The organism is Streptomyces sp. JLSY215 (assembly GCF_059682825.1).
In genome coordinates, this window is sequence record NZ_CM185022.1 from 4,539,807 (window position 1) to 4,564,844 (window position 25,038).

Consider the following 25,038-nt stretch of genomic DNA (forward strand, 5'->3'; position numbering starts at 1 on the left):
GGGGCGTCGGCGGGGGCGTCATCGGGCGGCGGCGAGGCCGTTGACCAGGCGCCCGAGCTCCGCCGGCGCCTGGATGTGGGCCAGATGGCCCTGGCCGGGAAGTTCGTGGACCGCGGCGTCCGCGACCCGCCGCCGGACGTCGTCGAACGACACCCCGTAGGGCGCCCTTCCACGATTGCACCGGCCGATGATCAGATCGACGCGGTCCGCCCGCCGCCCCATCGCCTCCGGTGCCGGCGCGGCGTTCAGCGCGCCGATTTCGGCATACAGCGGCCCGCTCAGCCGCCGCAGGGCCGCCCACCCCTGACGGTCGGCGCGCAGGGCCGCCACATGCGCCGCGTCGAAACCGGAGATGTCCCGGTTCACGATCTCGACGCCGCGGTCCCGGTCCGCCGTCTCCTCGGCGGCCTTCAGGCCGGGCAGGGCATGACGGCCGAACGGTCGCATCACCGGCTCGTAGGCGATCACCTGGGGTATCGGCCGGTCGTTGGCGGCCAGCAAGGCGATCAGGCCGCCGTAGCTCCAGCCGAAGACCGTCCGCGCGCCGCCGAGCTCATCGAGGATCACGCCGAGGTCCTCGACCTCGGTCCGCAGCGAGTACCCGCCGGTCAACGGCCCCGAGGGCGCCCGGCCCCGGCGGTTCACCACGGCCACCGACGGCCAGGCGTCGAGGGCGCGCGCGACGCCGCGCCATCCGTGCGCATCGCTCATCACCCCGGGGACGACGACGAGACCCCCGGCGTCCGGCTCCCCGTACACATCGACCGTGACCCAGCTGCCCCCGCCGACCGGCAGCCTCTTCTGAAACGTTCGCTCCATAACTCCATTATGGAGCGAACGATCTACAATGCAATCGTGCCCCAGCCGAACCGTGGACGCCCCCGAGCCTTCGACCGCGACCGCGCGGTCCTCGACGCCGCTCGCCTCTTCTGGCGACGCGGCTACTCCGGCACGTCGACCCGCGCCCTGACGGCCGCCCTCGGGCTCTCCACCTCCAGCCTCTACGCGGCCTTCGGCAGCAAGGCCGGGCTGTTCGAGGAAGCGGTGCGGACCTACGCCGAGCGCTACCGGGAGATCTACCGGCAGGCCGTCGCCGAGAAGGACCTCCCGGCCGTCATCGAAGCCGTCCTCACCGGCTCGGTCCACGAGTTCACGCAGCCGGGCGAGACGCATCCCGGGTGCCTCATCAGCAGCGCCGCGATGGCCGACAGCGCGAGCACGCTCGACACCGGCGCCTATATCGCCGAACTCCACCGCTCGAACGAGCAGATCCTCCTCGCCCGCGTCGAACGGGCGGTGCAGGACGGGGAACTGGCCGCCGGGACCGACGCGGCGGTGCTGACCGGGCTCATCCAGTCCATCTGGCACGGCTTGTCGGCGCGCTCCCGCCTCGACGCGCCCCGCGAGGATCTGCTCGCGACGGCGCGGCTCGCCCACGCGGTGATCTGCCGACAGCTCGTGTCACCGGCGTCCTGACCCACCGTTCCGTGGCCTGCGGGCAAGAACACACTTCAAGGGCGTGACATACCAAGCGGTATGCGTCGAGAATCGCAGCACCACTACCCGTCCGTAACCAAGCGGAGGCACCCGGTGCTCAGCACGATGCAGGACGTAGCGCTCACGGTCTCGCGAATCCTGGCCCACGGATCGACCGTCCACGGCGATTCGGAGGTCATCACCTGGACCGATACGGAACCGCACCGCCGCACCTTCGCCGAGGTCGGCCGCCGGGCCGCGCAGCTGGCGCATGCGCTCCGCGACGAACTCGGGGTGGCCGCCGAGGAGCGCACGGCCACCCTCATGTGGAACAACGCGGAGCACCTGGAGGCATATCTCGCCATCCCCTCCATGGGAGCGGTGCTGCACACCCTCAACCTGCGGCTGCCCGCCGAGCAGCTGACCTGGATCGTCCACCACGCCGAGGACCGCGTCATCCTCGTCAACGGCACCCTGCTCCCGCTCCTCGCGCCCCTGCTGCCGCAGCTGCCCACGGTGGAACACCTCGTCGTCGTGGGCCCCGGCGACCGCTCCCTGCTCGCCGGAGCCGCCGCCCAGGTGCACGACTACGAGGAGCTGCTCGCCGGCCGCCCGGAGACCTACGACTGGCCGGAGATCGACGAACGGGAGGCCGCCGCCCTCTGCTACACCTCCGGGACCACCGGGGACCCCAAGGGCGTGCTCTACAGCCACCGTTCGGTCTATCTGCACTCCCTCCAGGTCAACACCGCCGAGTCGTTCGCGCTCGCCCCCCGCGACCTCGCGCTGCCGGTCGTGCCGATGTTCCATGTGAACGCCTGGGGCCTGCCGCACGCCGCCTTCATGGCCGGCGCCTCGCTGCTGATGCCGGACCGCTTCCTCCAGCCGGCCCCGCTCGCCGAGATGATCGCGTCGCTGCGGCCCACCATCGGCGCCGCCGTCCCCACCATCTGGCAGGGGCTGCTCGCCGAACTGGACGCCACCGAGCGCGATGTCAGCAGCCTGCGCACGGTCATCATCGGCGGCTCCGCCTGCCCGCCCGTCCTGATGCGCGGCTTCCAGGAGCGGCACGGCATCCGCGTCGTCCACGCCTGGGGCATGACCGAAACCTCCCCGCTGGGCACCGTGGGACATCCGCCGGCCGGGGTGAGCGGCGAGGAGGAGTGGGCCTACCGCGCCACCCAGGGCCGCTTCCCCGCCTCCGTGGAGGCGCGGCTGATCGGCCCGGGCGGCGAGGAGCTGCCCTGGGACGGCGAGTCCGCGGGCGAACTGGAGGTCCGCGGGCCCTGGATCGCGGGCGCGTACTTCGGCGGCCGGGACGAACCGCTGCGCCCGGAGGACAAGTTCAGCCCCGATGGCTGGCTGCGCACCGGTGACGTCGGCACCATCACCCCCAACGGCTATCTGACGCTCACCGACCGCGCCAAGGACGTCATCAAGTCGGGCGGCGAATGGATCTCGTCCGTCGAGCTGGAGAACCATCTGATGGCCCACCCGGGCGTCGCGGAGGCCGCGGTGGTCGCCGTACCGGACGAGAAGTGGGGCGAACGGCCGCTGGCGACGGTCGTGGTGACGGACGGCTCGTCGGTCACCTACGAGGAGCTGAAGGCCTTCCTCGGCGAACGGGTCGCGCGCTGGCAGCTGCCGGAGCGGTGGGCGGTCATCCCGGTGGTGCCGAAGACCAGCGTGGGCAAGTTCGACAAGAAGGTGCTGCGGCGGCAGTACGCCGACGGGGAGCTGACCGTGACGCGGCTGGGATGAGGCGAGCGGGGGGCGGTGTTTCACGTGAAACACCGCCCCCCGTGCGTCAGTTCGTGCCGATCTTGGCCAGCAGATCGACGATCCGGGCCTGCACCTCGGCGCTGGTGGAGCGCTCGGCCAGGAAGAGCACCGTCTCCCCGGCGGCGAGCCGCGGCAGCTGGGCGGGGTCCATGTCGGCGGAGGTGTAGACGACCAGCGGGGTGTGGTCCAAATGCCCGTTGGCGCGCAGCCAGTCGACGATGCCGGCCCGCCGGCGGCGGACCTGCATCAGGTCCATCACCACGAGATTCGGCCGCATCTGCGTCGCCAGGGTCACCGCGTCGGTGTCCGCGTCGGCCCGCGCGACCTGCATCCCGCGCCGCTCCAGAGAGGTCGTCAGGGCACCCGCGATGGCGTCGTTCTGCTCGATCAGCAGCACCCGCGCCGGATGGTTCTCACCGTCGCGCGGTGCGAGCGCCTTGAGGAGTACGGCCGGGTCGGCGCCGTACGCGGCCTCTCGGGTCGCCTGGCCCAGTCCGGCGGTCACCAGCACCGGGACCTGGGCCGCGCCCGCCGCCTGGCGCAGCGACTGCAGCGCGGTACGGGTGATCGGCCCGGTCAGCGGGTCGACGAAGAGCGCCGCGGGGTACGCCGCGATCTGCGCGTCGACCTCCTCGCGGGAGTTGACGATCACCGGCCGGTAGCCGCGGTCGCTCAGCGCCTGCTGGGTCGCGACGTCCGGCGCGGGCCACACCAGCAGCCGGCGCGGATTGTCCAGCGGCTCCGGCGGCAGCTCGTCGTCCATCGGCGGCGGCTGACGGTCCATCACCTCGATGGCGCCGTTCGGACCGTCCAGCGGCTCGGGACCCTCGCTGCCCTCGTCGGGCGCGGAGATCGCGAAGGCGCGGCCCTCGCCGACATCCCTCAGACGCGGCTGGGGCGGGGACGGCGGCTTGGGCCGGTCGGCCGACTGCGCGGGCTTGGCCTGCTGGGGCGGCTGGGCTCCCGGCTGGGCCCCCGGCCGGTCTCCCTGGGCGGCCGGGGCGCGCTCGTCGTCCTGGGCACGCCGCTCCTGAGGCGCGGCGAGCTTGCGGCGGCGGCCCGAACCGGCGGACGTGCCACCGGGCGGGGTGCTGCCGGGGGGCGCCGGGGGGCGCTGCTGGTCGGCGATCTGCTGGGCGAACGGCACGCCCTGGCCGAGCGTGCGCACGCTGAAGGCCCGCCCGTTGGAGTGGCCCGCGGCGCCGTCGTCATCGGAGGTCGGCGGCAGCGGCTGCCGGGCCGCGGGGACGGGCGCCCGGCCCTGCGGCGGGACGGCTGCCTGCGCCCCCGGAGCCGGGGCCTCCTCGGCGGGGCTGGGGCGGCCGCGCCTGCGGCCCGTGGGGGCCGGTGCGGCGGCGCCGGGCGCTTCGGCGGCGCCGTCCGTGATCTGAGCCGGCGCCGGGGCGACACCCGGGGCCGTACCCGTTGCCGTACCGGTCTCCTCCGAGGGCTCGGTCGGCTGCGCCACAAGCCCCTCCGGGCCCGCGACGAAGGTGCCGGACGCCTCGGAATCGGCCATCGCGGCCGCCGCCCGCTCCTCGGCCGCGGCCCGCCGGGCCCGGCGGCGCCCGGTCGGCTCGCCCTCCCACGTGCCCGGCTCGGCGGCGTCGTGCTCGGCACCGGAGCCGGCCGCTTCCAGTTCGAATCCCGGCCGCGCGCCGGGCATCTCGCCCGCGCCGTCGGCGGCCGGCCGCCGTGCCCGGCGCCGCCCCGTACCGCCGCCGTCCTGCGGACCGGCGGGCTGCCCGGTGGCCGCGGCGAGCGCGGGCACCGACTGCTCCGGCTGAGGCGTCCGGTCGGCCGCGGCGGGCGGCAGCGCAAAGGCGGCCCGCGCACCCGCGGGCGCCGACGGCTCCGCGGACCGCGCCGCCGACTGCGGCTGCCCGCCCGGCGGCACCGGCATCTGACCGGCTTCGCCCTGCGCGCCCCGTTCCGGCGCCGCGCCCAGCGCCCGGCGCGCCCGCCGGCCACCCGGCTGCACCGGCGAAAGTCCCTGCGGCTGCCCCTGACCGGGGATCTGCGGCTGCGGCTGCCCCGGAACCGGGCCGGGCGCCGCGGCACCCGCGCCACCGCTCCCCGCGTCGGCACCGCCGCCCGCCGCGGGCACCCCGCCGTCACCCGCATCGTTCACCTCGCCCGCACCGCGGCCCTGGCCGGACCCGGCCGGGAGGGCCGGCGCACCGCCCTCCGCCGCACCGGCCCCGGCGCCGTCGGCACCCGGCGCACCGGTCGCCGGGCCGAGCGCACGGGGGCCCGCACCCTGCTCGGCACCCGAGTGGCGCGCCCGGCGCCGCCCGGTCGGCTGCGCGCCGCCTTCCGTACCGGAATCCCCGGCGGCCGCGGCCGCGCCCCGGCCCGTGTCGCCCTCGCCCGCATCGGCCCCGGCCGGCTGCGTGCCCCGCGCCCGCGCGGCCGGTACCGGCATCACCGTCGTCTCGCCGGTCGCCTCGGCGACCTTGTCCGCCCCGGCCGTCTTCTCCGGACCGTCCGCCGCCACCGGCAGCTCCAGCACATACGCGCTGCCGCCCGCGCCCGAGCCGCCGGGCACCTCATGGGTCTGCAGCAGCCCGCCGTGCTGCCGCACGATCCCGCGCACGAGAGGCTCATGGACCGGGTCGCCGCCGCCGAACGGGCCGCGCACCTCGATCCGTACGACGTCCCCGCGCTTGGCGGCCGCCACCACGATCGTCGAGTCCCCGGGGATCGGCCCCGTACGGCCGGCGGCGCCCGAGCCCGGCGCGCCGGCGCCCGCCGGCATCCGGCCCGTCGAGTCCACACCCGCGACATCCGCGATCAGATGCGACAGCGCCTGCGCCATCCGGTCCGCGTCGACCAGGGCGTCTATCGGGGGCGCATGCACCGCGAACTGCGCCCGGCCCGGCCCGATCAGCTCGACCGCGCCCTCCACACCCGCCGCGACGACCTTGTCCATCGAGACCTTGGTGCGGTTGAGCCGCTCCGCCCCGGCGTCCAGCCGCTGATAGCTCAGGACGTTGTCGACCAGCGTCGTCATCCGGGCGTGACCGGCCGCCAGATGGTGCAGGATCTGGTTCGCCTCCGGCCACAGCTGGCCGGCCGGGTCGGCCGCGAGGGTGCCGAGCTCGCCGGTCAGCTCCTCCAACGGCCCGCGCAGCGCCTGGTCGAGCACGGCGAGCAGCTGGGCGTGCCGCGCCGCCAGCGCGTCGTAGGGACGCCGGTCCGTAAAGGTCATCACCGCGCCGACGAGCTGGTCCCCGTCCCGCACCGGCGCCGTCGTCAGATCGACGGACACCGACCGCCCGTCCTTCGCCCACAGGGCCTGCCCCCGCACCCGGTGCTTGCGCCCGGACTTGAGGGTGTCGGCCAGCGGCGTGTCCTCCCACGGCAGCGCCGAACCGTCCGCCCGCGAGTGGTGGATCAGCGGATGCAGCTCCTTGCCGCCCAGCTCACTCGCGCGGTACCCGAGGATCTGCGCCGCGGACGGATTGACGAGAACGACCTTGCCCTCGGCGTCGACCCCGACCACGCCCTCGGCCGCGGCCCGCAGGATCATCTCGGTCTGCCGCTGCTGGCGCGCCAGCTCCGCCTCGGTGTCCAGCGTCCCGGTCAGATCGCGCACGACGAGCATCAGCAGCTCATCGCCCGTGTAGCCGTTGCGGTGATCGGCGTACGCGGCCTCGAAGGAGGACTCGTACGGCGTGCGGCCGTCCTCCAGGTTGGCGCTGGTCACCTCGACCAGCAGCTCGGTCCCGTCCGTACGCCGTGCCACCATCCGCGTCGGCTTCGTCCGGCCGCCCTCGGACTCCTCGTCCCGGCGCCGCATGGAGCCCGGGATCCGCTTGGAGTCGAAGGTCGGCAGCAGGTCCAGCAGGCCGCGGCCGACCAGGGCGGTACCGGGCGCCTCGAACGTCTCCAGCGCAATGGTGTTGGCGTTGACGACCGTGCCGTTGCAGTTGACGAGCAACAGCGCGTCGGGAAGGGCATCGAGTATGGCTGCGAGGCGAGCAGCGCCTCGGGATGGCCTGCTGCTCACGAGTCGCTTCCTCCCTGTTACCGCACCTTGCCGACCCGCCGTGGCGGACCGCTGGGGTGGAGTCTACGGGCATGTGCCCGCGAAGCGGAGGCGCATGACGAGGAGGTAATGCCACGGTCGTGTGCGACTCGCCGCACGCCCGACATGTGCCCCTCGTCCTGACCTGGGGCGCTACTCCGTCATGAACCGGGTCACGAAGTGGTGCGCGGGAGCAGGGGTACGAAGCGGCGCCAGCGTTCGATCTCACACCCGTTGGTGCGCCGGAAGCGGGCGTCGACCGGGCGTCCCGCCCAGGTGCCGGTGACATGCGCGGTGGCCGCGCTGCCGTAGATCGCCGTGCACATGGAGTCCGGCCGGACCCCCGCGAAGGTGTCCCGTCCCCACCGCGTCATCCCGTCCAGCTTGTCGCAGGCCGCCTTGGCGTCGGGGTGGTTGCCGCCGTCGGGGTGACAGCGCAGCTCGTAGGTGCGGTCGGTGGCCCGCGAGCCGGAGTGGCGGACGGTGACGGTGAGGTGGTCGCCGGCCGTGCGGTGGGCGGGGACGGTGCCGAGCAGCTCGTCGGTCAGCCCGATGCCGGTGTCGTTGTCGGCGGGCCGCTGGTCGGCCAGCGGAATCGGCAGCGGGATCGGGAGCGGGATCGGGGCGGCGAGGGCGGGCGCCGCACAGACGAGGGACACGGCGGCGGTCGTGGCGGCGACGAGAAGCGACTTCCCGGGGTTCGTCCGGCGATACGGCATCACGGGCTCCAGAGAGGCGAGTGCGGGGCGGTACGCGGTACGTACACGCCGGGGGCGCACGACACGCGGGTCGACGCGGTTCCCGACACTCCTAACGCGTCGCGAGCCCCGACGTTGCGCCGCAGGAACGTCTTTGCCGGGTGGCCCGCGGGCCTAGTACCGTAGGGGGCGATTGGTGACAGCCCGCAGAGCTGTGCCATCATCTGGACACACCACAGCGTGCGTGCGCGCGTGGGGTGTGTGGAGGCGTCGCCTAGTCCGGTCTATGGCGCCGCACTGCTAATGCGGTTTGGGGCTTACCCCCCATCGAGGGTTCAAATCCCTCCGCCTCCGCTTCTCTTCGTTCAGGCCCCGGTCCCTCGCGACCGGGGCCTGAACGCTTTTCCGGGCGCTCGCGCCGCCCGGTCCTGGCCCTACGCTCCGATCATGGCCACGAAGCCGATGAAGCCGATGAAGCCTGTGGAGGGGGCCCGGCGCGAGCCGCGGCCCGATATTTCCCCCGCGGTGGGGGCCCGCCGCATCGTCGTCATGCTGGCCTTCGAGGGGGCCCGACTGCTGGATGTGACCGGCCCGTTGGAGGTCTTCAGCGCCGCGGCCCGGCTGGGCGGCCGCTACGAGATCCAGGTCCGCACCCCCGACGGCCGGGACATCGCCACCACCGCCGGCACCCGCCTGTCGGCCGACGGTCCCGCCACCGCGGCCGACCCGCCCGCCCTCCACACGCTCCTCGTCCCGGGCGCGGAGGAACTCACCCAGGGCCGCTTCCCGCCCGGCCTGCTCGACGCCGTACGCACCCTCGCCGCCCGCGCCCACCGGACCGCCTCGGTCTGCGCCGGCGCCTTCGCCCTGGCCGAGGCGGGCCTCCTGGACGGCCGCCGCGCCACCACCCACTGGCGCCACACCGGCACCCTCGCGGCCCGCCACCCCACCCTCCGCGTCGACCCGGACGCGATCTACGTCCGCGACGGCGCCCTCTACACCTCCGCCGGGGTCTCGGCCGGGATCGATCTCTCCCTCGCCCTCGTCGAGGCCGACGAGGGCCCGGACCTGGCCCGCGAGGTGGCGCGCGACCTGGTCGTCTTCATGCAGCGGCCGGGCGGCCAGTCCCAGTTCTCGGTGCCCGCCCGCACCCCGCGCCCCCGTCACGACGCGCTGCGCGCCCTCCTGGACGCGATCGCCGCCGACCCGGCCGCCGACCACTCCCTCGCCGCCCTGGCCTCCCGTGCCGGCCTCAGTGGCCGCCATCTCACCCGCCTCTTCCGCGAGCACACCGGCGCCACCCCGGCCGCCTACGTCGAAGCCGTACGCCTCGAAGCCGCCCAGACCTTCCTCGCCAACGGCGAAACCGCCACCGCCACGGCACGCCGCACCGGCATCGGCAGCGACGAATCCCTGCGCCGCCTCTTCCTCCGCCGCCTGGGCGTCACCCCCTCCGCCTACCGGGCCCGCTTCCGCACGACGAGCCGCTGACCGCCGCACCTCGCCCGGCGCCGTCCCGCCGCCCGCCGTCCACATCTGTGGGCAACGCGTCCCGCACGCACCGGGCGCCCCCGCCGGCCGCGCGCCACGCTGGCTCCATGACCACCCCGAACCACCACGCCCCCACCCCCGCGGCCATCGGCGGCATCCCCGTCCCCGACAGCAAGCTCGCCCGGGAGGCCACCGACCTGGTCCGCGACCTCGCCGACGACCTGCTCTACCACCACTCCCGCCGCGTCTACCTCTTCGGCGCCCGCCACGGCCTCGACCGCGGCCTGGACTTCGACCCGGAGCTGCTCTACGTGGGCGCCCTCTTCCACGACCTCGGCCTCACGGAAAAGTTCCGTGCCTCCCGGCAGCGCTTCGAACTCGACGGCGCCGACGAGGCCCGCGCCTTCCTCACCGCCCGCGGCATCCCCGAGGACCGCGCCCGCCTGGTCTGGGAGGGCATCGCCCTGCACACCACTCCGGAGATCCCGCACCATATGGCCCCGGAAGTGGCCCTCGTCACAGCCGGCGTCGAACTCGACGTCCTCGGCATCGGCTACGACACCCTCCCCGCCGAAACCCGCGAGGCCATCGTGGCCGCCCACCCCCGCCCCGACTTCAAGCGCCGCATCCTCCACGCCTTCCACCAGGGCCTGACCCACCGCCCCCGGACGACCCTCGGCAACGTCAAGGCCGACGTCCTGGCCCGCTTCGAAGAGGACTACACCCGCCCGAACTTCGTCCGGATCATCGAGGACTCCCCCTGGCCCCAATAGCCCCCCGACTCCCACCGCAAGCGCATTTCCGCAGGTCAGAGCGGCTACGGGCAATGGATTTCGCCTCACGGCGCAGGTCATGTAATGTTGTTCTCGCAACGCCGACCGGCAAGAAAAACCGCCGGAAAGCCAAGCGCTCGTAGCTTAACGGATAGAGCATCTGACTACGGATCAGAAGGTTGCAGGTTCGAATCCTGCCGAGCGCACAGCAGGTCAAAGCCCCCGCCGGGTAATCCGGACGGGGGCTTTGTCGTGCCGTACAGCAGCGAAGTACAGCAACCGGGTCAGCCGGTGCCCTCCATGGCGCCGGACAGCTTGGCCAAGGCTTCGCGCACCGCTTCGTCACTCGCTTCGGCGTAGACCTCCATCGTCATCGCGATCTGCGAGTGCCGCAGGATGCGCTGAGCCACCTTGGGGTGGACGCCGAGGGCGACCAGGAGCGAGCTGCAGGTGTGCCGGGTGTTCCGCAGCGGGATCACTCGGAGGCCGGCGCGGCGGGCACGCAGCGCGAACATCCGGGTGAGGTTCCCCGGCTCGATCGGGGTGCCGTACTTCGTCGTGAAGACCAGCCCGTGACTGTCCTGCCAGAGGTCACCGGCGGCTTTGCGGTCTCCGGTCTGCTGTGCGCGACGGATCCGGAGCGCCTTGAGGCAGAGCGCGGGCAGCGGCAGGAAGTCGTCCGAGTCCTCCGTCTTGGTCTCCCGGTGGAGGATCTGACGCCCCGCCCGCTGGATCTGGTGATCCACGTACAGCTCACCCGCCTCGAAGTCGATGGACTTCCAGGTGAGGCCCAGCACTTCCCCGCGGCGAAGGCCGAGACACAGCACGAGCACCCAGGCCGCCAAGAGGGGATCCTCACGGGCCACTCCGTCCGCGAGGAACTGACCCGCTTCGACCGCGGACCACGGCTTGATCCGGCGACGTCGCGGCTTGGGCACCTTCACCAGGGCGGCGACGTTCTTGCCGATCTCTTCCTCGGCGACTGCGTGGGTCAGAGCGGCCCGCAACGCATCGCGAGCGGCTTGGATCACACGGCGGGATGCGTAGGCCTCGCAGCACTCTCCGGCCGCACAGCAGCGCCGACGGCTAGGAGCCCTCTTGGCGTCCTTCCCCTGGGCGCAGCACTGGCAGGTGGTCGTCAGCTTGGTGAGCCATTCGCGCACGTCTCGGACGGTGAGCTTGTCCAACCGCTTCGTGCCGAGGTGGGGAGCGATGTAGAGCCGCACGCAGCCCTCGTACGAGACGTACGACAGGGGCGCGAGGTTGGGCTTCACGATGGACTCCAACCAGTACGCCAGGAAGGTGGAGACCGTGCGGTGTCGGGTAGCGACCGGGCCGTTCTTCGCTTCTGTATGAAGCTTGATCCACTTGTCGTGGACGTCTTCGCGGGTCTTGCCGTAGACGTACTTGCGCTTCTTCTTGCCGTCCGGGGTGGTCACCCAGGCATAGGCGGCGAAGCCGTTCTTGTAGGGATAGATGGAGCCTTCACCGTTGCCGCGCTTGCCGCTCATGCCGAACACTCCGCTTCAGCCTCACGGGCCAGGCGCTCGACGTACTCATCCACCCAGCGCGGCAGGATGCGGCGGTTGCGGCCGTCCTTGACCGAGTGGATCTCGCCGGTGAGCACGAGCATCTTGGTCTTGGACAGGCCGTAGCCGAGCATCTGCGCGACTTCGGCGGTGGTGTGCCACTTCCTCTCGATCGCGGTGGTGGTCATGTCCAGTCGTCTCCTTCTTCGGCTTGGAGGTCGGTGCGTGCTTCGCGTGCGGTCTCGCGGTTGAGTTGGAGGTCGCGGGCGATGGTGGCGGCGAGGGCGGATTCGCCGGGGGTGTGACCGTGGCCGGCGTACTGCCAGTCGGTCAGGACGAGGACGGTGTCCGGCTGTGTGGGTTCGAGGCCGAGGGCTTCGCGTTCCTGGGCGGCGCGGAAGTCGGCGCGGGCCGCGCGGAGTTCGCCGAGGGTGGTCGAGTAGCGGCGGGACTTGGAGGAGAAGTGGCCGCGGAAGCCGAGCATGTGGGCCCAGGCCCAGAGGCGACGGTCCGGGTAGAGCGGGTCCAGGGTTTTGCACGCGGTGATCAGGCGGCGGGTGTGGTCAGGGACCTGGTGGCGGTCCAGCTCGGCCAGTTCGCCGATGCGCCGGTCCAGGCTGCCGGTGGTCTCGGCGGCCTTGGTCGCGTACTTCGCCACGTAGGAGGCCACCGCCTGTTCGGTGATGTCTGAGCCGTCGCCGAACGCCTTGACCGGCCGTACGTCCAGCTGTGTGCCCCAGCGGAAGGTCCGGGCGGGCTGGTCCCCGGCGGCCGGGGCCGTGACCGAGGTGTAGGAGTGTGCGGCGGCGGCGCGGATCGCATTGGTGAGCAGGGCGACGCTTGCCCAGGACGGCGGGGGCGTTGCGGGCCCGTCCGGTCCGTCGATCCGGATCACCGCATGGAAGTGGAGGGCGCCGCGCTTCTGGAACTCGGCGACCTTGCCGTAGGAGAGGCGGGCCGATTCCTTGAGGTCGCGTTGGGTGAGGCCGGCGCGGGCGGCCAGTTCGCGGCGGAGTCGGGTGGTGAAGCGTTGCCAGAGGTCGCCGGCGTGGTTGTTGAACAGGGCGGCGGCTGCGTAGTCGTACGTCTCGGAGTCCAGGGCGGTGCCGAGCGTCGGATCGTCCGTGTGGTGCTGTGTGCCGCAGCGGCAGATGCCTCGGTCGGGCCGGTTGTGCACGGGGCCGAAGGAGGGCGCGGTGAGGGTGGCGAAGACACGGGGGTGGTCTCGCACGGTGCCGGGGATGTCGCGGCGGTTGTCTCCCGCCAGGCCGGCGCGGATGAGGTGGTAGGTGTCCCCGGCGTAGGTCCAGGCGCAGGCAGGGCAGCGGGAGGCGCGGCGGTTGCCGCAGGCGAGGCGGAGTCGTCCACCGGGTTCGGACGCGGTCGAGTAGTGGTGCAGGGTCTCGCCCGACGTGCGGTCCTTGGCGAGGGTCCAGCCGGTGAGGTGGATTGGGTCGGAGCAGCCGCCGGTGCGGTGGATCTGGTCTGCCCAGCGGTCGTAGTCGGGGGCCGACGCCACCCTCAGCAGGTCGCCGAGGGTGGTCGGGTCGAGGAGCGCGTCAGGCATGGGCGACCTCCCACGTACGCGGGTGCGGTCGGTCATGATGGGGATTCCTTCCGGATCTGTGGTTCGGACAGGAGCACGGCTCCCGGGCGGCGGAAACTTGGCGGTTGAGGCCGCCCGGGGGCCGGTTAGCGGTGCGTGCGCCCGAAGGCGAGCAGCGAGCGGAGTACGACCGCGCAGACGGCGACGGACGCACCGCTGATGGCGACCGCCAGGAGCATCGAGACCAGGACGGCGCCGACGATCAGGACCACGGCCGCGCCGCCGCCGACGAGGGCGAGCGCGGTGCCGGGCGTGAGCTGGACCGCGGGGCGGGGCGAGGGCTGAGCGACAGGGGCCGGCGGCGGGATGTGCCGCACGATGGCGGTCGGTTCGACGACGGACGGGATGACGAGTCCGGTGGGCGTCGGGTTGGTCGGGACCTTAGGTCGGAGCATGGTGAATCTCCCTTCGTGGGCGTTACTTGACGGCCGTGTCGATGGCGGAGGCCAGGAAGCTGTCGGCGAGGAGGTAGCCGCCGAGGAGGAACACGGCCACGAGCCACCAGGGCGGGCGGATGAGCTTGATGCCGAGGTAGCCGACGGCGATCAGGGCAAGCCAGAGCGGGACGTCCATGGGTCTCTCCTCAGTCGGTCAGCGGACGGTGCAGCGGTGGGTGCGGGCGGCGAGCTGGGCGGCCGAGCGGCTGTTGAAGTCGGCGGACCAGCCGCAGCGGTCGGCGGTGCAGACGGAGGCGTGCTTGGTGCGGCCGTAGCGATCGCGATAGGTGCCGATCTGTACGGGGCCGATGCGCATCACGGAGTGGAAATGGTCGCGGGAGGGCATGGTGGTTCTCCTTGCTGGTCAGGCGAGTTGGGCGGCGATGGAGTCGGCGATTTGGGGCGGGACGCCGAGGCGGGCGCGCAGGGTGTCGGTGTCGATCCGGGTTCCGGTCCGGGCGTGGTGTTCGTCGGCGACCATGCGGGCGTGGGCGACGAGCGCGGCTGGGACGGGGGCGGAGACGGGCCGGGGCGCTTCGGCCGCAGGGATGTCTGCAGCGTCCAACTCAGGAGGCGTTGAGGCAGGTTCAGTGGGAGCGACCGGAGCGGATACGGGTTCGGGTGCCGGAGCCACGTCGGCCGGCGGGGCGAGATCGGCGGCTTCGGCCGCACTCCGCGTATGGGCCAGCAGAGTCCCGCCCAGGAAGGCGAGCGCCGGCCATCCGGCGATGCCGAAGCGGAGCCAGGCGGGCGGGTGCTGGAGATCGAGGAATCCGGCGGTCGCGACGTTGGCGCCGAGCGAGGCCACCAGGGCGATCAGGAACCAGCACCAGGCGAGCCGCGAGGGGCCGTCGTTGCGGAGGCGCTGCCAGGCCACGACCAACAGCAGGTCGACGCTGATCGGGTAGGCCCACGCCTTCCAGCCGTCCTGTCCGGCAGCGGCGGCCAGGTCGTGGAGATGAGCGAAGGAGAGCGCTCCGGCGATGACGGCTTGTACGAGAACGGGGTCCGGGCGAATGCGTCCCATGACGGTTCTCCTTCCGGGTTCTGGCATGAAGGGGGTAGGGACCTGGCGCGTCGAGGCCGCGCCGACCTTGGAGCGGGAGGGTCAGGCAGTCGCGGTGGACGCCTTGGTGAGCGATACGGCGGCGGAGGCCGGCGGGGCGACGGCGGGCCGGAAGGGCGCGAGCGCGGGCAGGTCCGGCGTGCGGTCGGCGTACTTGTTGCAGAGATTCACTGCTTCGCGCAGCGAGGTGTGCGGGGCGCGGATGCGGGACCACCCTCCGGTCGAGTCACCGGCGACAGCGATGCCGGGGGCGTCGGTGGGAATTTGGATGGCGGCCAGTACGGCGTCAGGGGAGATGTCGCCGAAGGCCATGTTCGCGCTGGTCTCGTCGTTGACGCGGTGCGCGGTTCGGCCGGTGAGCTGGGCCCGCAGCATCGTGATGCCCTTGCCGAGTTCAGAGCCGAAGCGCTGGCCGCAGATCTCCAGGTAGATGCCGGCGGCGCGGCCAAGCTGGGCCAGGCGGACGAGCGCGGTGATGATCCGGTCCCGTCGCTTCTCCTCCTCCTTCGAGGCGAAGAGCGCGAGTTCGGCCACCTCGTCCACCAGGACCACGACGGGTGTGGGGCGAACGTCCTCGGTCAGATCCCAGATGTCGGCGGCGATCTCCGCGTCGGGGACGTTCACGCTGATGCGCTGTTCCTCGCGGATGAGTTGGTAGACGGACTCCATGTGCGAGACGAGGGCTTCGAGCAGATCGAGGGCGGCGTCCTGGTTGTCGGCGAGGGCGGAGAAGCGGCGAGCGAGCGGGAACAGCTCAACTCCCTGCTTGCAGTCGATACCGACGAGCGCGACGTCCTGAGCGGCGAGACCCGCCACCAAGTTCCGCTGGTAGACGGACTTGCCCGACTCGGTGGCCCCGAGCGTGAGCCCGTGCGGGACGATCCGGTAGTCGCGGTAGTGGACCGATCCGTCCTCGCGCAGTGCGACGGGTACGCGCATCGGAGCACGGTCGATCTTGGCGGGCATCTGCACGCGCTTGAGCACGTCGTAACCCGTCATCCGCAGTTCGACGACGCCGGAGCGGATCTCCCGCGCGGCGACGCCGTACATCCCGAAGGAGTGCCGCAGTCGATCGGTAGCGGTGGAGACATCGAAAGCGTCCTGGCCGGGACGGAGTTTGAGCCGCAGGACCAGCCCGGTGCGGGTGGGCCGGAGGCGGAGGATGCGTGGGGCGCGCGACTCGGGGGCCGGGCGGTTGGTCAAGCGGGAGAGTGCGAGCCGCCAGCGCGGCGGCGGGACTGTCAGGCCGCAGGCGTCCATGACCGAGGCGTACCGGACTAAGACCCGCAGGGCGGCGAGGACGACTCCGAAGGTCATCCAGTACCAGGCGGGGCGCCGCCACCGCAGTACGAGAGCGGTGGCGACGACCAGCAGCAGTACGACCGTGAGGCGGGCCATGATCAGGCCGCCTCAGCCTGCGAGCCGCCGGCGGCGAGCGAGGTGACTGCCACCGCGCGGTAGGCGATGCCATGCCGCTTCTGCCCGTTGAACTCGTTCTCCCACGGCCGGGCGATCAGGCCGGTCAGCGCCACCGGCGTGCCCATGCCCAGCTCACCGGAGACCCCGCTCTCGGGCACGGTGACGGACAGGATCTCCACCGCGTCATTGGCAGCGAACATCACGTCCACGGTCATCAGCTTCGCCCCGGTCTCGGCGTCGAGGGCGACCTCGCCCGTACGGCGGTCCTTGACCTTGATCTGCGGCTGCTTCGCGACCATCACGGTCGCGGCGGAGGTGTCGACGGGGATCTGACGCACTACGGATCACTCCTCTATAGGTGCTGAACTCCGCCACTCATATACATGAGTGACATGAAGAAGAGTGCCTGACTCCTGTACATGAGTCAACCCGCCGCGACGAAGAAGTCGGGGCGGGTTGAGGAGAGTTGAGCGGACGTCAGTCCGTGGCGGGGATGCGGTAGCTGAAAACGAACTGGTCAGCGGCCATGAGGGTGTCGCAGACCTCCACCACGCGGCCCTCGGTCGTCAGCGCCTCACGGACGAGATGCACGACGGGTGCACCCGGGCTGAGCGCGAGCTCGGACGCTTCGGCCTTGGTGGCCGACCGGGCCTGCAAGGTCTCAACGAACTCGGCGAACTCATGCCCGTGGTCTTCCAGTCGGGCGTAGATGCCGCCACCGCCGGGGTTCTCAGCGAAGAGCTCGGGGATGTCCTTCACGACGTCCCAGGGCAAGTACGAGCTGGCCGTCTCGACCGGAGTGCCGTTGCGGAAGTAGAGCCGCCGGCGGGCGAGGACCTGAGTGCCGGGCTCGACCCCGAGGCGTTCGGCCACGTCCTCCGGGACCTCCATGGGCCCGATGTACAGAACGCTGACCTTGGCCGTGGCCCCGGACTGCTCGGACTCCGCCAGATACGCGGCCTTGCCGCCCTGCCGGTGCGAGCGTCGGAAGCGGTCGGAAGAGCGGTGCCGTACCGGCGGCCGGTCCTTCACGATCGAACCCTTGCCGTGGCGGGTCTCCACCAGGCCGCTCGCACGGACCTCCACCATCGCCTTACGGATCGTGCCGCCCGAGACGCTATAGCGCTCGACCAGCTCGGATTCGCTCGGCACCATCTTGCCGGGCTTGAGGATCCCAGCCCTGATCTGCTGCACGATGTCATCGGCGATCTGCACGTATCGAGGTACGGCCTTGCCCCCTCCTACCGCGGTTCCCATAGCTCTTCCCATCCTCCTATGCTCCTGTACATGAGTAACAGCGCCTCGGAAGCCCAGTCAACGCCACTGCATTCCGTGTCCGTGGCCGGCGTGGTGGTCCGCGAGGACGGCAAGCTCCTGACAATCCGGCGGGCCGACAACGGCGCCTGGGAACTCCCCGGCGGGGTGCTCGAACTCGACGAGACCCCAGAGGCCGGCGTACGACGCGAGGTCTGGGAAGAGACGGGCATCCACGTCGAGGTGGACGAGCTCACCGGGGTCTACAAGAACACGGCACGCGGCATCGTCGCCCTGGTCTTCCGCTGCAAGCCTGTAGGTGGCGAGGAGCGCACCTCCAGCGAGTCAACAGCTGTCACCTGGCTCACGCCCGATGAGGTGGCGGAGTGCATGCCCGAGGTCTTCTCGATCCGACTCCTGGATGCCCTGGATGGGGCGGGCCCTCACGTGCGGAGCCATGACGGCAAGCGACTGACCCCGGCGCGATAGAACTTTCTCTACTTCATCAAGGCACTCGCCGCGCGCGGCGCGGCGCGCGCGGCCCGTCGCCCGGGCCTGCGCTCCTGTCTCCGCCCCGCTCCAGCCCGGCCGCCGGCCGCACGCCTGACAGCTTAGATTGATGGGCGACGACCCCACGATATGGCCGCGGTGCGGGCGCGACGCTCAGGTCAGAACAATGCCTCCGGCGGGGGCGCTCCGGCTCCGGGGTGGAGGAGACCGTACGCGGGTGCTGGCCGGTGGGGCGTAGCGGTGGGGAACTCCCATCCCGTCTGCCATCAACCCAGGCAAGCCAAGCAGGCACGGCACCGGGCGTCCAGGTCGTTCGTACGGTGGCGCGCTCCACCTGGACGCCCGGCACCGCGCCTGCTCCACGTACGTGTGGGTCGACGGCAGACGGGATGGGAGTTGGGGCGAATGGTTGGCGTGGGCTAGGCAGAAGGAGAAGCACGTCTGGCTGAGTCACAGCCTGCGTATACCCGTCGCTATTGGCCATCGGTGGAGGCGTGCGAGGAACGCGCCGGGATAGCGGAAACATCCCTGTGGGTACGTGGCTGAACAACAACACTTGTCAACACAACGTTGATACCGTCGATGCGGAAGTAGGACTCAGGGGGAGGGCACAAGGGTGTCGGCCAAGACATCCGTCGATCCGGGGGAATTGCGCGCCGCCGCTCATGCGGAGGACTCGATTGCCCAAGACATGACGGACAAGAACCACAAGACGATCAGTGCCACCAAGGATGCCGCGGCGTCATTCAACGGCTGGTCGTTGTCGCAAGCGCTGGAGGCCACGGCCGACAGCTGGAAACCGTCTCTCGATGGTATGCGCAGCCGCGCCGAAACCGGCGCTGCCAATCTCAGAACCTGTGCCGACGGGCACGACTGGAACGACGCCATGGTGTCCAAGGACTTCGAGACAGCAGGGGCCCAGACGCAGTTCGCGCCGCAGACTATGTCCGCATCCACCGGATTCGGTGGCCCGGGGGCGATCGGCTCGGAAGGCCGCCATGCCATGCCCGGCGCCGAAAACCTGCGCGACAGCCTCACCCCCGGCCCCGGCAGTCCGGGATCCGTGGGCTCTGAAGGAGTAACACCTACGGCTCGGCCCCCCTTCGTGGACCGTGAGAACGCGCCGTATCCCGGCCCCGACCCTCGCGCAGAATGGACTGCCGACCGGATGCAGAGTGCGAAGCCCATGCAGACGCCGACCGCTGATTCCCCTTTCGGGTGAGCGGTAGATAACCGCATTGGCATCGACTGCATCAAAGGGGGAGGAAAGAAAAGTTGACCAGCGACTATTTGCGACTGCTGAAGCAGGACTTCTCGGACTGCGACGAAGCGTCCAAGGCCTGGCACAGGCTGTCCACTCATATGGATGAGCTCAACGATCAGCATAGGACAAAGGTCACCGGGCCACTGCATTCCAACTGGTCCGGGGACGATGCCGACGGGGCACTGCACTACCTGGAAGACCTGGAAAGCCGCTTCGGTATCGTCCGCACCGAAGCGATGGCCATATCCGAAGCGATTGCACAGGCCGCAGCCAAAATGTTCCTGGCGCAGAGTCATCTGCGCAGCACCCTCAAGGATATCGAGAGCGATGGTTTGATTGTGGACGACGAGGGCGTCGTCCGTCCGCCCCTGGGGCCTGTGCAGTGGCGAGCGCCTGACCAGGGGGCGTTCTTTGATATGCAGCAGAACTACCAGGAAGACGTCAACGGCTGCGTCAAGAGGGCCAAGGAAGCCAGCGACGATGCCGCCAAGGCGCTGGGGGAGCTCAGCGGTGACATTCTGCAGGGCAATATCGGCGACGCTGCGGGCGAGGCACGCGACGACGTCAAGCAGGCATCCAAAGATCTGCACAACGACATCGGCAAGCCATACCCTCCGCGCGATCCCAAGGACGCTGCAGAGTGGTGGAAGAACCTGCCTGAGAGTCAGCGGGAATCGTACGCGGCCCTCCATCCGGAAATCGTCGGAAAGACCGACGGCCTGCCGTCCGATGTACGCGATGACGCCAACAGGCTCGCTCTGGACCAAGAGTTGAGCGCAATGGAGAATTACGAGTACCACGACAAGTACTCCGATGATGACTACAACAAGCGGTTCACCAACCTGAAGACCTTGCAGGCAGAGCTGGACAAGCGGGACGGAGTCACTGGGAACAAGCAGCTGTACGTACTCGGGTTCGACTCCAAGGGCGACGGAAAAGCGGTTATCGCCATGGGGAATCCGGACACCGCAGACAATGTCGGAGTTCACGTTCCGGGCACCGCCACGAATATGGAATCTACCGGTGGGCAGCTGAGTCGAATGGGGAAGCTGCAGAATGCCGCCGAGGATGCCGACTCAGGCGCCAAGACATCCATGGTCTACTGGCTCGGCTACGACGCACCCGAAATCCCTGCGAAAGAAGCAGGAAATCTAGAAGTTGCCGGTACCGGGCGCGCCGAGGACGCTGCCCCGGATTTGCGGAACTTCACGCATGGACTACGAGCCTCGCACGAGGGTGATGAGCAGGCCAACATGACTGTGCTCGGTCACAGTTACGGATCTACGGTGGTAGGAGCTGCCGCCTCGCACCACGGCGGCCTGGATGTAGACAACATTGCTGTGGTCGGCAGTCCTGGAATGACCGTCGACCGCGCAGACCAGCTCAATATCGACCCCGACCATGTGTACATGGGTCGAGCCGAGGATGACGGCATCGAAGGGGCAACGGGCTGGACTTTGGGCCCAGACCCCGCAAAAGAGGACTTCGGAGGACACAGGTTTGAGGTGGACACTCACGGCCACAGCGGCTACTGGGACGGGTCGAGTCAAAGTCTCGCCAACCAAGGAAAGATCATCGCTGGGGATGCGCCCACCCAGGTTCCGAAGGACCCCTTCCGTCCTCCTCAGGTACCGGCGGGACCGCATCCTTAGCCCATGGCAGCTCAGCGCATGAACTCCGTTCGTTCCTTCGTACTGATCGCTCTGACCGTACTGTTCACGGGAGCCTGTATGTCCCAGCAATCCGATGACAACGCCAATGCACCACTGCCACGGAAGAGCAGAGCGGACACCTTGGCCTGGGCCAAGCAGTACACATCTGCGATGGCGCACTACGCGCAGGTCGACATCGCACAAGACCCCGCTCCCCGCACGCACTTCGAGGACTGCATCGGTAAGGATGACGAAGTAGCGGACGATGGGAGGTTCACCCTCACCTACGCCACCTACGCTCGCCTCCCAGCCCAGGAGCACACAGCGGCGGTCAGGAAGCTGCGGACGGAGCTGAAGAAGCACGGGCTGGACGTCTCCGATTACACGGAGGACCCGGATCGGCCGGCGGTCACGCTGTTCGGCAAGAACGAATCCGAGGGCTACCTGATCATCGCCGACACGGTTAAGCCCGCGAACACACTCCGGCTGTCAGTCAGCACTGGCTGCTTCCTCCCGCCTGGGGCTGAACAGCAGAAATTCTGAAGGTCGCGCGCATCCGGGCTCGATGTCGGCGAAGAGTGCGGTGACGCCACGGCGATCGAAGGCGTACCGGACGGCAGTGTCCACCCGTTTGCGGTGTCGTCTTCATCCTCTGCCGTCCGGGCCTCTGGGTTGAGAAGAAGGGGCGGTCCTCGCAGGCAGACCGGCGGACGGTGCTTGCTGTGGCCCCGCGCAAGCTCCGCCGCCTGTCCGTCGCCGAAATAACGAAGTTCGAACGCCGCAGCGCGGCCCGGATTACCAAGATCCGAGCCATGCGCGGACCACAGCGCACGCAAGGCGGGTCAGATACCAAGAAAAGCCCGGTCGGACCCGATGATCGCCCTGCAAGCAGGACCCACTGTAAATCTGCCGGCTTCGCCTTCCCAGGTTCGAATCCTGGCGCCGCCACAGCTATGAAAGGGCCCGCGACCAGCGTAAATGCTGGCCGCGGGCCTCTTCTTCGTTTCCGGTCGCGGGAGAGTTGCCGTGGGTGGTTATGCCTCACTCTGTCTTCCAGCATGGGCCACGCCGTGGCCCGCTTGTTCTGCGCGGGTCGGACCGGAGGCTGGCGGGTGACCCGATTGAACTTGTAAGGCGGTGGTCAGCCCAGCGTCCGGTTGTGGGCAAGTGCGCCCGAGGGCCGGATCGAGCGGTAAGGGAGCCCCGGATTGGGAATGCGACTCCCCTACCGCTCGATACGTCGCTGCTAGCCGAAGGCCTCCGCTGGCAGCCGAGGACCCTCGTCGCCCCCTTCGCAAGCGGGAGGATCCGTTACCGGCAGGCGATATCCGCGGCTGGTCGCTACGCGATGCACGTCACGCAGGGCTCCGGTCATGTCCATCGTCAGCCGGCGCAGCTCGTCCGGCCCCACGTCACCGTCGCCGAGTACCTCGAAGGCGTGCTCTAGCAGTTCGGCTGCGAGGTCCAGCTGCACCGATTCGGTCTGGTCAGCCAGGCGGGACAGGTAGCCGCCGCTGGCCTCGATGGTCAGATAGCAGGGCTTGCCATCCAGGCCTGACCACGGGAGGAGACGCCGCTCGTTGCGAGTCGTCATACTCCACTCGTCCTCTCATGGGTCATGTGGTGGGTGGTGAAGAGTGCGTCGGCGCGGTCGCCGGGAAGCACCAAAAGTGCTGCCTCGACCACGCGTCCCGTGTTGTCGGCCGTCACGCGTGTGAGTGCGAGGACTGCCATGGCCGAACTGATCCGAAGGGTCGCCGCTTCCTCTGGTGTCGGAGGGCGGGCGCTCACTCGTTCCCGGACCTCGGCCGGCAGCGGGCGGAGCTCTGCCAGCTTCGCCTCAATGCTCTTGCAGCAGTGCGACTCGGTGGGAACGTCGGTCGGCGCGAGGTCGCGAGGTACATAGATGCGAGCGAGGCTGTGTGGTGAGGTCCTGTCGTAGCTGAGGCAGAGGAATTCGGTGAGTGGGCTGTTTGCCGACACCCCCAGCAGGCCGATGAGTTGACCGTGCGCCTGGAGATTGGTGGTGCGGACACTGACGCGTAGCGCCGACTCGGCAGAGGGTTCCGTGCTGGGTGTGCGACCACCGCCGATGTACGTGATTCTGCGGAGGGGGCGGCGGACGAAGTTTCCCTTGCCGTGGATCTTCTCCACGAGCCCCTCACCGTGGAGGATGGCAAGGGCACTCCGCAGCGTCGCCGTGCTCACCGCATAGCCAAAGGCGAGCTGTGCCTCGGAGGGGAGACGTTCGCCGGCCTTGATCCGACCGGTCGAGATCTTGTTCCGAAGATCATCGGCGATGACGTGACGGCGAGAGGGCACGGGCTGCATCACCGCCTTCTCAACGTTCGTAGGGCTACCAGCCGACTCCGGGAGCGCATGACGAGCAGTTCGCCCGACTCGAACCGCAGGCGCGTCACTCCGCCCGGAAGCTGGATCAGGTCGGTGACGCGACACGGGCGACCGCCGATCTGGATGACGTCGCCGCGCTGAACGCTGCGAGAGGTGATCTCGACAGAGGCAGACGGTTCACCGCCCGGTGTCCAGCCCCTCACTGGTGGCCATCCGTTCGGTTCCCGTGGCCGGCCACCGCGTGGCAGGAGCAACTGCACGCCTCGTAGACCACCGGGATGCCGATCGGTGCGGCAGCGGGCGAGGACTGCGCGCACTCAGAGTGCCTGCCAATCAGACAGGAACTCGACTGGTAGGGAACGGCGTTCGTGCGGGGCATGCCGTGTGGGCGACGAGGGGGCATCAGAGGGCCTCCGCCGTCGCGAACCAGTGGCGCAGAAAGCGAGCACGAGGCACGGCCGCCGACTGGGCGGGACTTGGGTAACGGTGGCCCCTGCTCATCGGGACGCCCCGCTCATCGGTGTGCAGACGGTATAGCGGATACGGTTGAACACGCTGATCAGCTCCTATCGCTGATGGCCAGGCCCCCGGACATCGCCCGTCGCGGGGGCTGCTGTGTGCACTGCGGCCCACAAGGTGCGGCCGTTCAAGCTGTTGGCGAGGAGCCCGAATCGATCGGCCTCCGCCACTGCTTCCAAAACCTCTCGCCACGACTCGGCGGGGAGCGATTCCGGCACCTCCGCTTCGATCGACGTGAGGTGGGCGTGCTGCTCCACGCGCGGAGTGAGCCCGACGGCGGACAACCGCGCTGCGATGTCTTCGGCGCTTAATTCCGAAGCAGGCACAGGACAGCCTCCGTCGTCGGGCGATCACTCAGAGCAAAGCTAGTTAACTAGATTAGAGCTAGTGGACTAGATTTTCCATATGCCTGAGCAGCCGCCGTATCTCCGCATCGCTGACGAGCTCCGGCGACGGATCGCGGAGCATGAGTGGACGCCTGGAGACCGGCTCCCCTCACGTGCCCAGATCGCCCAGGAGTGCGGCGTCGGTGAGAACGTGATCCGCCGGGCTCAAGAGCTGCTGATCTCTCAGGGAGTGCTGGAAGGTCGTGCCGGATCTGGCACGTACGTTGCCGCTCCTCGTCAGCGCGTACGCGTGGTCCGTTCCTCGGCACGCGAGCAGCCCGACGGCTCCCCGTTCCGCGCGGACATGAAGGCTGTGGGCAAGCAGGGCGACTGGGAAAGCCGGACCGAGGCGAAGGTGCCGGCACCGGCCGAGATCGCGTCGCGCCTCGGTATCGCCGAGGGCGACCTGTGCGTCCGCACCGTGTACGAGTTCCTCGCCGACGGCAAGCCGGTGCAGTTGTCGACCAGCTGGGAGCCGTACGACCTCACCGCCGGCACGCTCGTCGTTCTCCCGGAGGGTGGGCCGCACGCCGGGGCGGGCGTGGTGAACCGCATGGCCGAGATCGGCATCACCGTCAGCCACGCTGTGGAGCAGCCGGAGCCACGGCAGGCGGATGCCGAGGAGGCATCGCTCCTCGGCATCCAGAAGGCCAGCCTGGTCACGCACATCCGGCGGACGTACTACAGCGACGAGGGGCAGCCGGTGGAGACAGCGGACATCGTCGTCCCCGTCGCGCTGTGCGAGATCGTCTACGAGATCCCCATCAGCCACTAGTGCGGCAGGGCGTTCCGAC

The 25,038-nt window shown here is 70.1% G+C and carries 25 protein-coding genes and 2 tRNA genes; 11 read left to right on the forward strand and 16 right to left on the reverse strand.

Annotated elements, in window-relative coordinates:
• Nucleotides 1–18: 18 nt before the first annotated feature.
• Complete coding sequence (locus tag AC5677_RS20255) at nt 19–819, reverse strand: alpha/beta fold hydrolase (protein ID WP_497196418.1); 801 nt, start codon at nt 817–819, stop codon at nt 19–21.
• 36 nt (nt 820–855) lie between these two features.
• Here AC5677_RS20255 and AC5677_RS20260 point away from each other — a divergent pair, with 36 nt between their 5' ends.
• Both AC5677_RS20260 and AC5677_RS20265 read left to right on the forward strand, forming a co-directional pair.
• On the forward strand, nt 856–1,476 hold the full coding sequence (locus AC5677_RS20260; RefSeq protein ID WP_497196419.1) for a TetR/AcrR family transcriptional regulator: 621 nt from the start codon (nt 856–858) through the stop codon (nt 1,474–1,476).
• A 114-nt stretch (nt 1,477–1,590) separates the two neighbouring features.
• Entirely contained in the window at nt 1,591–3,237 is a 1,647-nt protein-coding gene (locus AC5677_RS20265; protein ID WP_497196420.1) for a long-chain fatty acid--CoA ligase, read from the forward strand.
• Between the two features lie 46 nt (nt 3,238–3,283).
• On the opposite strand, the gene AC5677_RS20270 is transcribed toward AC5677_RS20265, so the two are convergent.
• The gene (locus tag AC5677_RS20270) at nt 3,284–7,270 is read right to left on the reverse strand and encodes a PAS domain-containing protein (protein WP_497196421.1); all 3,987 of its coding nucleotides are present in this window, start codon (nt 7,268–7,270) and stop codon (nt 3,284–3,286) included.
• 191 nt (nt 7,271–7,461) lie between these two features.
• Complete coding sequence (locus tag AC5677_RS20275) at nt 7,462–8,007, reverse strand: SSI family serine proteinase inhibitor (RefSeq protein ID WP_497196422.1); 546 nt, start codon at nt 8,005–8,007, stop codon at nt 7,462–7,464.
• A gap of 242 nt (nt 8,008–8,249) precedes the next feature.
• Here AC5677_RS20275 and AC5677_RS20280 point away from each other — a divergent pair.
• From AC5677_RS20280 to AC5677_RS20295, 4 genes are all read left to right on the forward strand, one after another.
• Nucleotides 8,250–8,340: transfer RNA gene (locus AC5677_RS20280), tRNA-Ser, on the forward strand.
• A 93-nt stretch (nt 8,341–8,433) separates the two neighbouring features.
• Nucleotides 8,434–9,477: a GlxA family transcriptional regulator gene (locus AC5677_RS20285; protein WP_497196423.1), complete on the forward strand. Its 1,044-nt coding sequence runs from the start codon at nt 8,434–8,436 to the stop codon at nt 9,475–9,477.
• A gap of 107 nt (nt 9,478–9,584) precedes the next feature.
• Entirely contained in the window at nt 9,585–10,250 is a 666-nt protein-coding gene (locus AC5677_RS20290; protein WP_497196424.1) for an HD domain-containing protein, read from the forward strand.
• 133 nt (nt 10,251–10,383) lie between these two features.
• Nucleotides 10,384–10,456 (forward strand) — tRNA-Arg (locus tag AC5677_RS20295).
• Between the two features lie 78 nt (nt 10,457–10,534).
• Here AC5677_RS20295 and AC5677_RS20300 read toward each other — a convergent pair.
• From AC5677_RS20300 to AC5677_RS20345, 10 genes are all read right to left on the reverse strand, one after another.
• Nucleotides 10,535–11,770 (reverse strand): site-specific integrase, encoded by a 1,236-nt coding sequence (locus AC5677_RS20300; RefSeq protein ID WP_497196425.1) that lies wholly within the window; start codon nt 11,768–11,770, stop codon nt 10,535–10,537.
• Nucleotides 11,758–11,967 (reverse strand): helix-turn-helix domain-containing protein, encoded by a 210-nt coding sequence (locus AC5677_RS20305; RefSeq protein ID WP_497196426.1) that lies wholly within the window; start codon nt 11,965–11,967, stop codon nt 11,758–11,760. The genes AC5677_RS20300 and AC5677_RS20305 overlap by 13 nt, the downstream gene beginning before the upstream one ends.
• Complete coding sequence (gene repSA, locus AC5677_RS20310; protein WP_497196427.1) at nt 11,964–13,346, reverse strand: replication initiator protein RepSA; 1,383 nt, start codon at nt 13,344–13,346, stop codon at nt 11,964–11,966. Before repSA ends, AC5677_RS20305 begins: the two co-directional genes overlap by 4 nt.
• A gap of 125 nt (nt 13,347–13,471) precedes the next feature.
• Nucleotides 13,472–13,780 (reverse strand): SpdD-like protein, encoded by a 309-nt coding sequence (locus tag AC5677_RS20315; protein ID WP_497196428.1) that lies wholly within the window; start codon nt 13,778–13,780, stop codon nt 13,472–13,474.
• A 22-nt stretch (nt 13,781–13,802) separates the two neighbouring features.
• Nucleotides 13,803–13,958, reverse strand: a complete 156-nt coding sequence (locus AC5677_RS20320) for a hypothetical protein (RefSeq protein ID WP_109891880.1) — start codon at nt 13,956–13,958, stop codon at nt 13,803–13,805.
• A gap of 18 nt (nt 13,959–13,976) precedes the next feature.
• Nucleotides 13,977–14,168, reverse strand: a complete 192-nt coding sequence (locus AC5677_RS20325; protein ID WP_497196429.1) for a mobile element transfer protein — start codon at nt 14,166–14,168, stop codon at nt 13,977–13,979.
• Between the two features lie 18 nt (nt 14,169–14,186).
• Nucleotides 14,187–14,849, reverse strand: a complete 663-nt coding sequence (locus AC5677_RS20330; protein WP_497196430.1) for a DUF2637 domain-containing protein — start codon at nt 14,847–14,849, stop codon at nt 14,187–14,189.
• An 81-nt stretch (nt 14,850–14,930) separates the two neighbouring features.
• The gene (locus tag AC5677_RS20335; protein WP_497196431.1) at nt 14,931–16,286 is read right to left on the reverse strand and encodes an FtsK/SpoIIIE domain-containing protein; all 1,356 of its coding nucleotides are present in this window, start codon (nt 16,284–16,286) and stop codon (nt 14,931–14,933) included.
• A 2-nt stretch (nt 16,287–16,288) separates the two neighbouring features.
• Nucleotides 16,289–16,645, reverse strand: coding sequence for an SCO3933 family regulatory protein (locus AC5677_RS20340; protein WP_497196432.1), 357 nt, complete (start codon nt 16,643–16,645; stop codon nt 16,289–16,291).
• 139 nt (nt 16,646–16,784) lie between these two features.
• On the reverse strand, nt 16,785–17,564 hold the full coding sequence (locus AC5677_RS20345) for a GntR family transcriptional regulator (protein ID WP_497196433.1): 780 nt from the start codon (nt 17,562–17,564) through the stop codon (nt 16,785–16,787).
• Nucleotides 17,565–17,582: 18 nt separating this feature from the next.
• On the opposite strand from AC5677_RS20345, the gene AC5677_RS20350 reads away from it, so the two are divergent.
• From AC5677_RS20350 to AC5677_RS20365, 4 genes are all read left to right on the forward strand, one after another.
• Nucleotides 17,583–18,050 carry an NUDIX hydrolase gene (locus tag AC5677_RS20350; protein ID WP_497196434.1) on the forward strand — a complete coding sequence of 156 codons (468 nt, stop codon included), beginning with the start codon at nt 17,583–17,585 and terminating at the stop codon, nt 18,048–18,050.
• A gap of 637 nt (nt 18,051–18,687) precedes the next feature.
• A complete protein-coding gene (locus AC5677_RS20355) occupies nt 18,688–19,293 on the forward strand; it encodes a hypothetical protein (RefSeq protein ID WP_497196435.1) in 606 nt (201 codons plus the stop codon).
• Nucleotides 19,294–19,346: 53 nt separating this feature from the next.
• Complete coding sequence (locus AC5677_RS20360; protein ID WP_497196436.1) at nt 19,347–20,987, forward strand: alpha/beta hydrolase; 1,641 nt, start codon at nt 19,347–19,349, stop codon at nt 20,985–20,987.
• A gap of 3 nt (nt 20,988–20,990) precedes the next feature.
• Nucleotides 20,991–21,530, forward strand: coding sequence for a hypothetical protein (locus AC5677_RS20365; protein WP_497196437.1), 540 nt, complete (start codon nt 20,991–20,993; stop codon nt 21,528–21,530).
• Between the two features lie 703 nt (nt 21,531–22,233).
• Here AC5677_RS20365 and AC5677_RS20370 read toward each other — a convergent pair.
• The 3 genes from AC5677_RS20370 to AC5677_RS20380 all read right to left on the reverse strand — a co-directional run bounded on the left by AC5677_RS20370 (nt 22,234) and on the right by AC5677_RS20380 (nt 24,184).
• On the reverse strand, nt 22,234–22,581 hold the full coding sequence (locus tag AC5677_RS20370; RefSeq protein ID WP_497196438.1) for a hypothetical protein: 348 nt from the start codon (nt 22,579–22,581) through the stop codon (nt 22,234–22,236).
• Nucleotides 22,578–23,318 carry a GntR family transcriptional regulator gene (locus AC5677_RS20375; RefSeq protein WP_497196439.1) on the reverse strand — a complete coding sequence of 247 codons (741 nt, stop codon included), beginning with the start codon at nt 23,316–23,318 and terminating at the stop codon, nt 22,578–22,580. Before AC5677_RS20375 ends, AC5677_RS20370 begins: the two co-directional genes overlap by 4 nt.
• 587 nt (nt 23,319–23,905) lie before the next feature.
• Nucleotides 23,906–24,184, reverse strand: a complete 279-nt coding sequence (locus tag AC5677_RS20380; RefSeq protein WP_497196440.1) for a hypothetical protein — start codon at nt 24,182–24,184, stop codon at nt 23,906–23,908.
• Nucleotides 24,185–24,263: 79 nt separating this feature from the next.
• Between AC5677_RS20380 and AC5677_RS20385 the strand changes: the two genes are divergently transcribed.
• Nucleotides 24,264–25,019 carry a GntR family transcriptional regulator gene (locus AC5677_RS20385; RefSeq protein ID WP_497196441.1) on the forward strand — a complete coding sequence of 252 codons (756 nt, stop codon included), beginning with the start codon at nt 24,264–24,266 and terminating at the stop codon, nt 25,017–25,019.
• Nucleotides 25,020–25,038: the final 19 nt, after the last annotated feature.

Bases quoted from the DNA above. Each gene is read 5' to 3' on its own strand.
- AC5677_RS20255 (WP_497196418.1), bottom strand. From the start codon at position 819: ATGGAGCGAACGTTTCAGAAGAGGCTGCCGGTCGGCGGGGGCAGCTGG.
- AC5677_RS20275 (WP_497196422.1), bottom strand. From the start codon at position 8,007: ATGCCGTATCGCCGGACGAACCCCGGGAAGTCGCTTCTCGTCGCCGCC.
- AC5677_RS20285 (WP_497196423.1), top strand. From the start codon at position 8,434: ATGGCCACGAAGCCGATGAAGCCGATGAAGCCTGTGGAGGGGGCCCGG.
- AC5677_RS20290 (WP_497196424.1), top strand. From the start codon at position 9,585: ATGACCACCCCGAACCACCACGCCCCCACCCCCGCGGCCATCGGCGGC.
- AC5677_RS20305 (WP_497196426.1), bottom strand. From the start codon at position 11,967: ATGACCACCACCGCGATCGAGAGGAAGTGGCACACCACCGCCGAAGTC.
- repSA (WP_497196427.1), bottom strand. From the start codon at position 13,346: ATGCCTGACGCGCTCCTCGACCCGACCACCCTCGGCGACCTGCTGAGG.
- AC5677_RS20315 (WP_497196428.1), bottom strand. From the start codon at position 13,780: ATGCTCCGACCTAAGGTCCCGACCAACCCGACGCCCACCGGACTCGTC.
- AC5677_RS20320 (WP_109891880.1), bottom strand. From the start codon at position 13,958: ATGGACGTCCCGCTCTGGCTTGCCCTGATCGCCGTCGGCTACCTCGGC.
- AC5677_RS20325 (WP_497196429.1), bottom strand. From the start codon at position 14,168: ATGCCCTCCCGCGACCATTTCCACTCCGTGATGCGCATCGGCCCCGTA.
- AC5677_RS20330 (WP_497196430.1), bottom strand. From the start codon at position 14,849: ATGGGACGCATTCGCCCGGACCCCGTTCTCGTACAAGCCGTCATCGCC.
- AC5677_RS20335 (WP_497196431.1), bottom strand. From the start codon at position 16,286: ATGGCCCGCCTCACGGTCGTACTGCTGCTGGTCGTCGCCACCGCTCTC.
- AC5677_RS20345 (WP_497196433.1), bottom strand. From the start codon at position 17,564: ATGGGAACCGCGGTAGGAGGGGGCAAGGCCGTACCTCGATACGTGCAG.
- AC5677_RS20350 (WP_497196434.1), top strand. From the start codon at position 17,583: ATGCTCCTGTACATGAGTAACAGCGCCTCGGAAGCCCAGTCAACGCCA.
- AC5677_RS20365 (WP_497196437.1), top strand. From the start codon at position 20,991: ATGGCAGCTCAGCGCATGAACTCCGTTCGTTCCTTCGTACTGATCGCT.
- AC5677_RS20370 (WP_497196438.1), bottom strand. From the start codon at position 22,581: ATGACGACTCGCAACGAGCGGCGTCTCCTCCCGTGGTCAGGCCTGGAT.
- AC5677_RS20375 (WP_497196439.1), bottom strand. From the start codon at position 23,318: ATGCAGCCCGTGCCCTCTCGCCGTCACGTCATCGCCGATGATCTTCGG.
- AC5677_RS20385 (WP_497196441.1), top strand. From the start codon at position 24,264: ATGCCTGAGCAGCCGCCGTATCTCCGCATCGCTGACGAGCTCCGGCGA.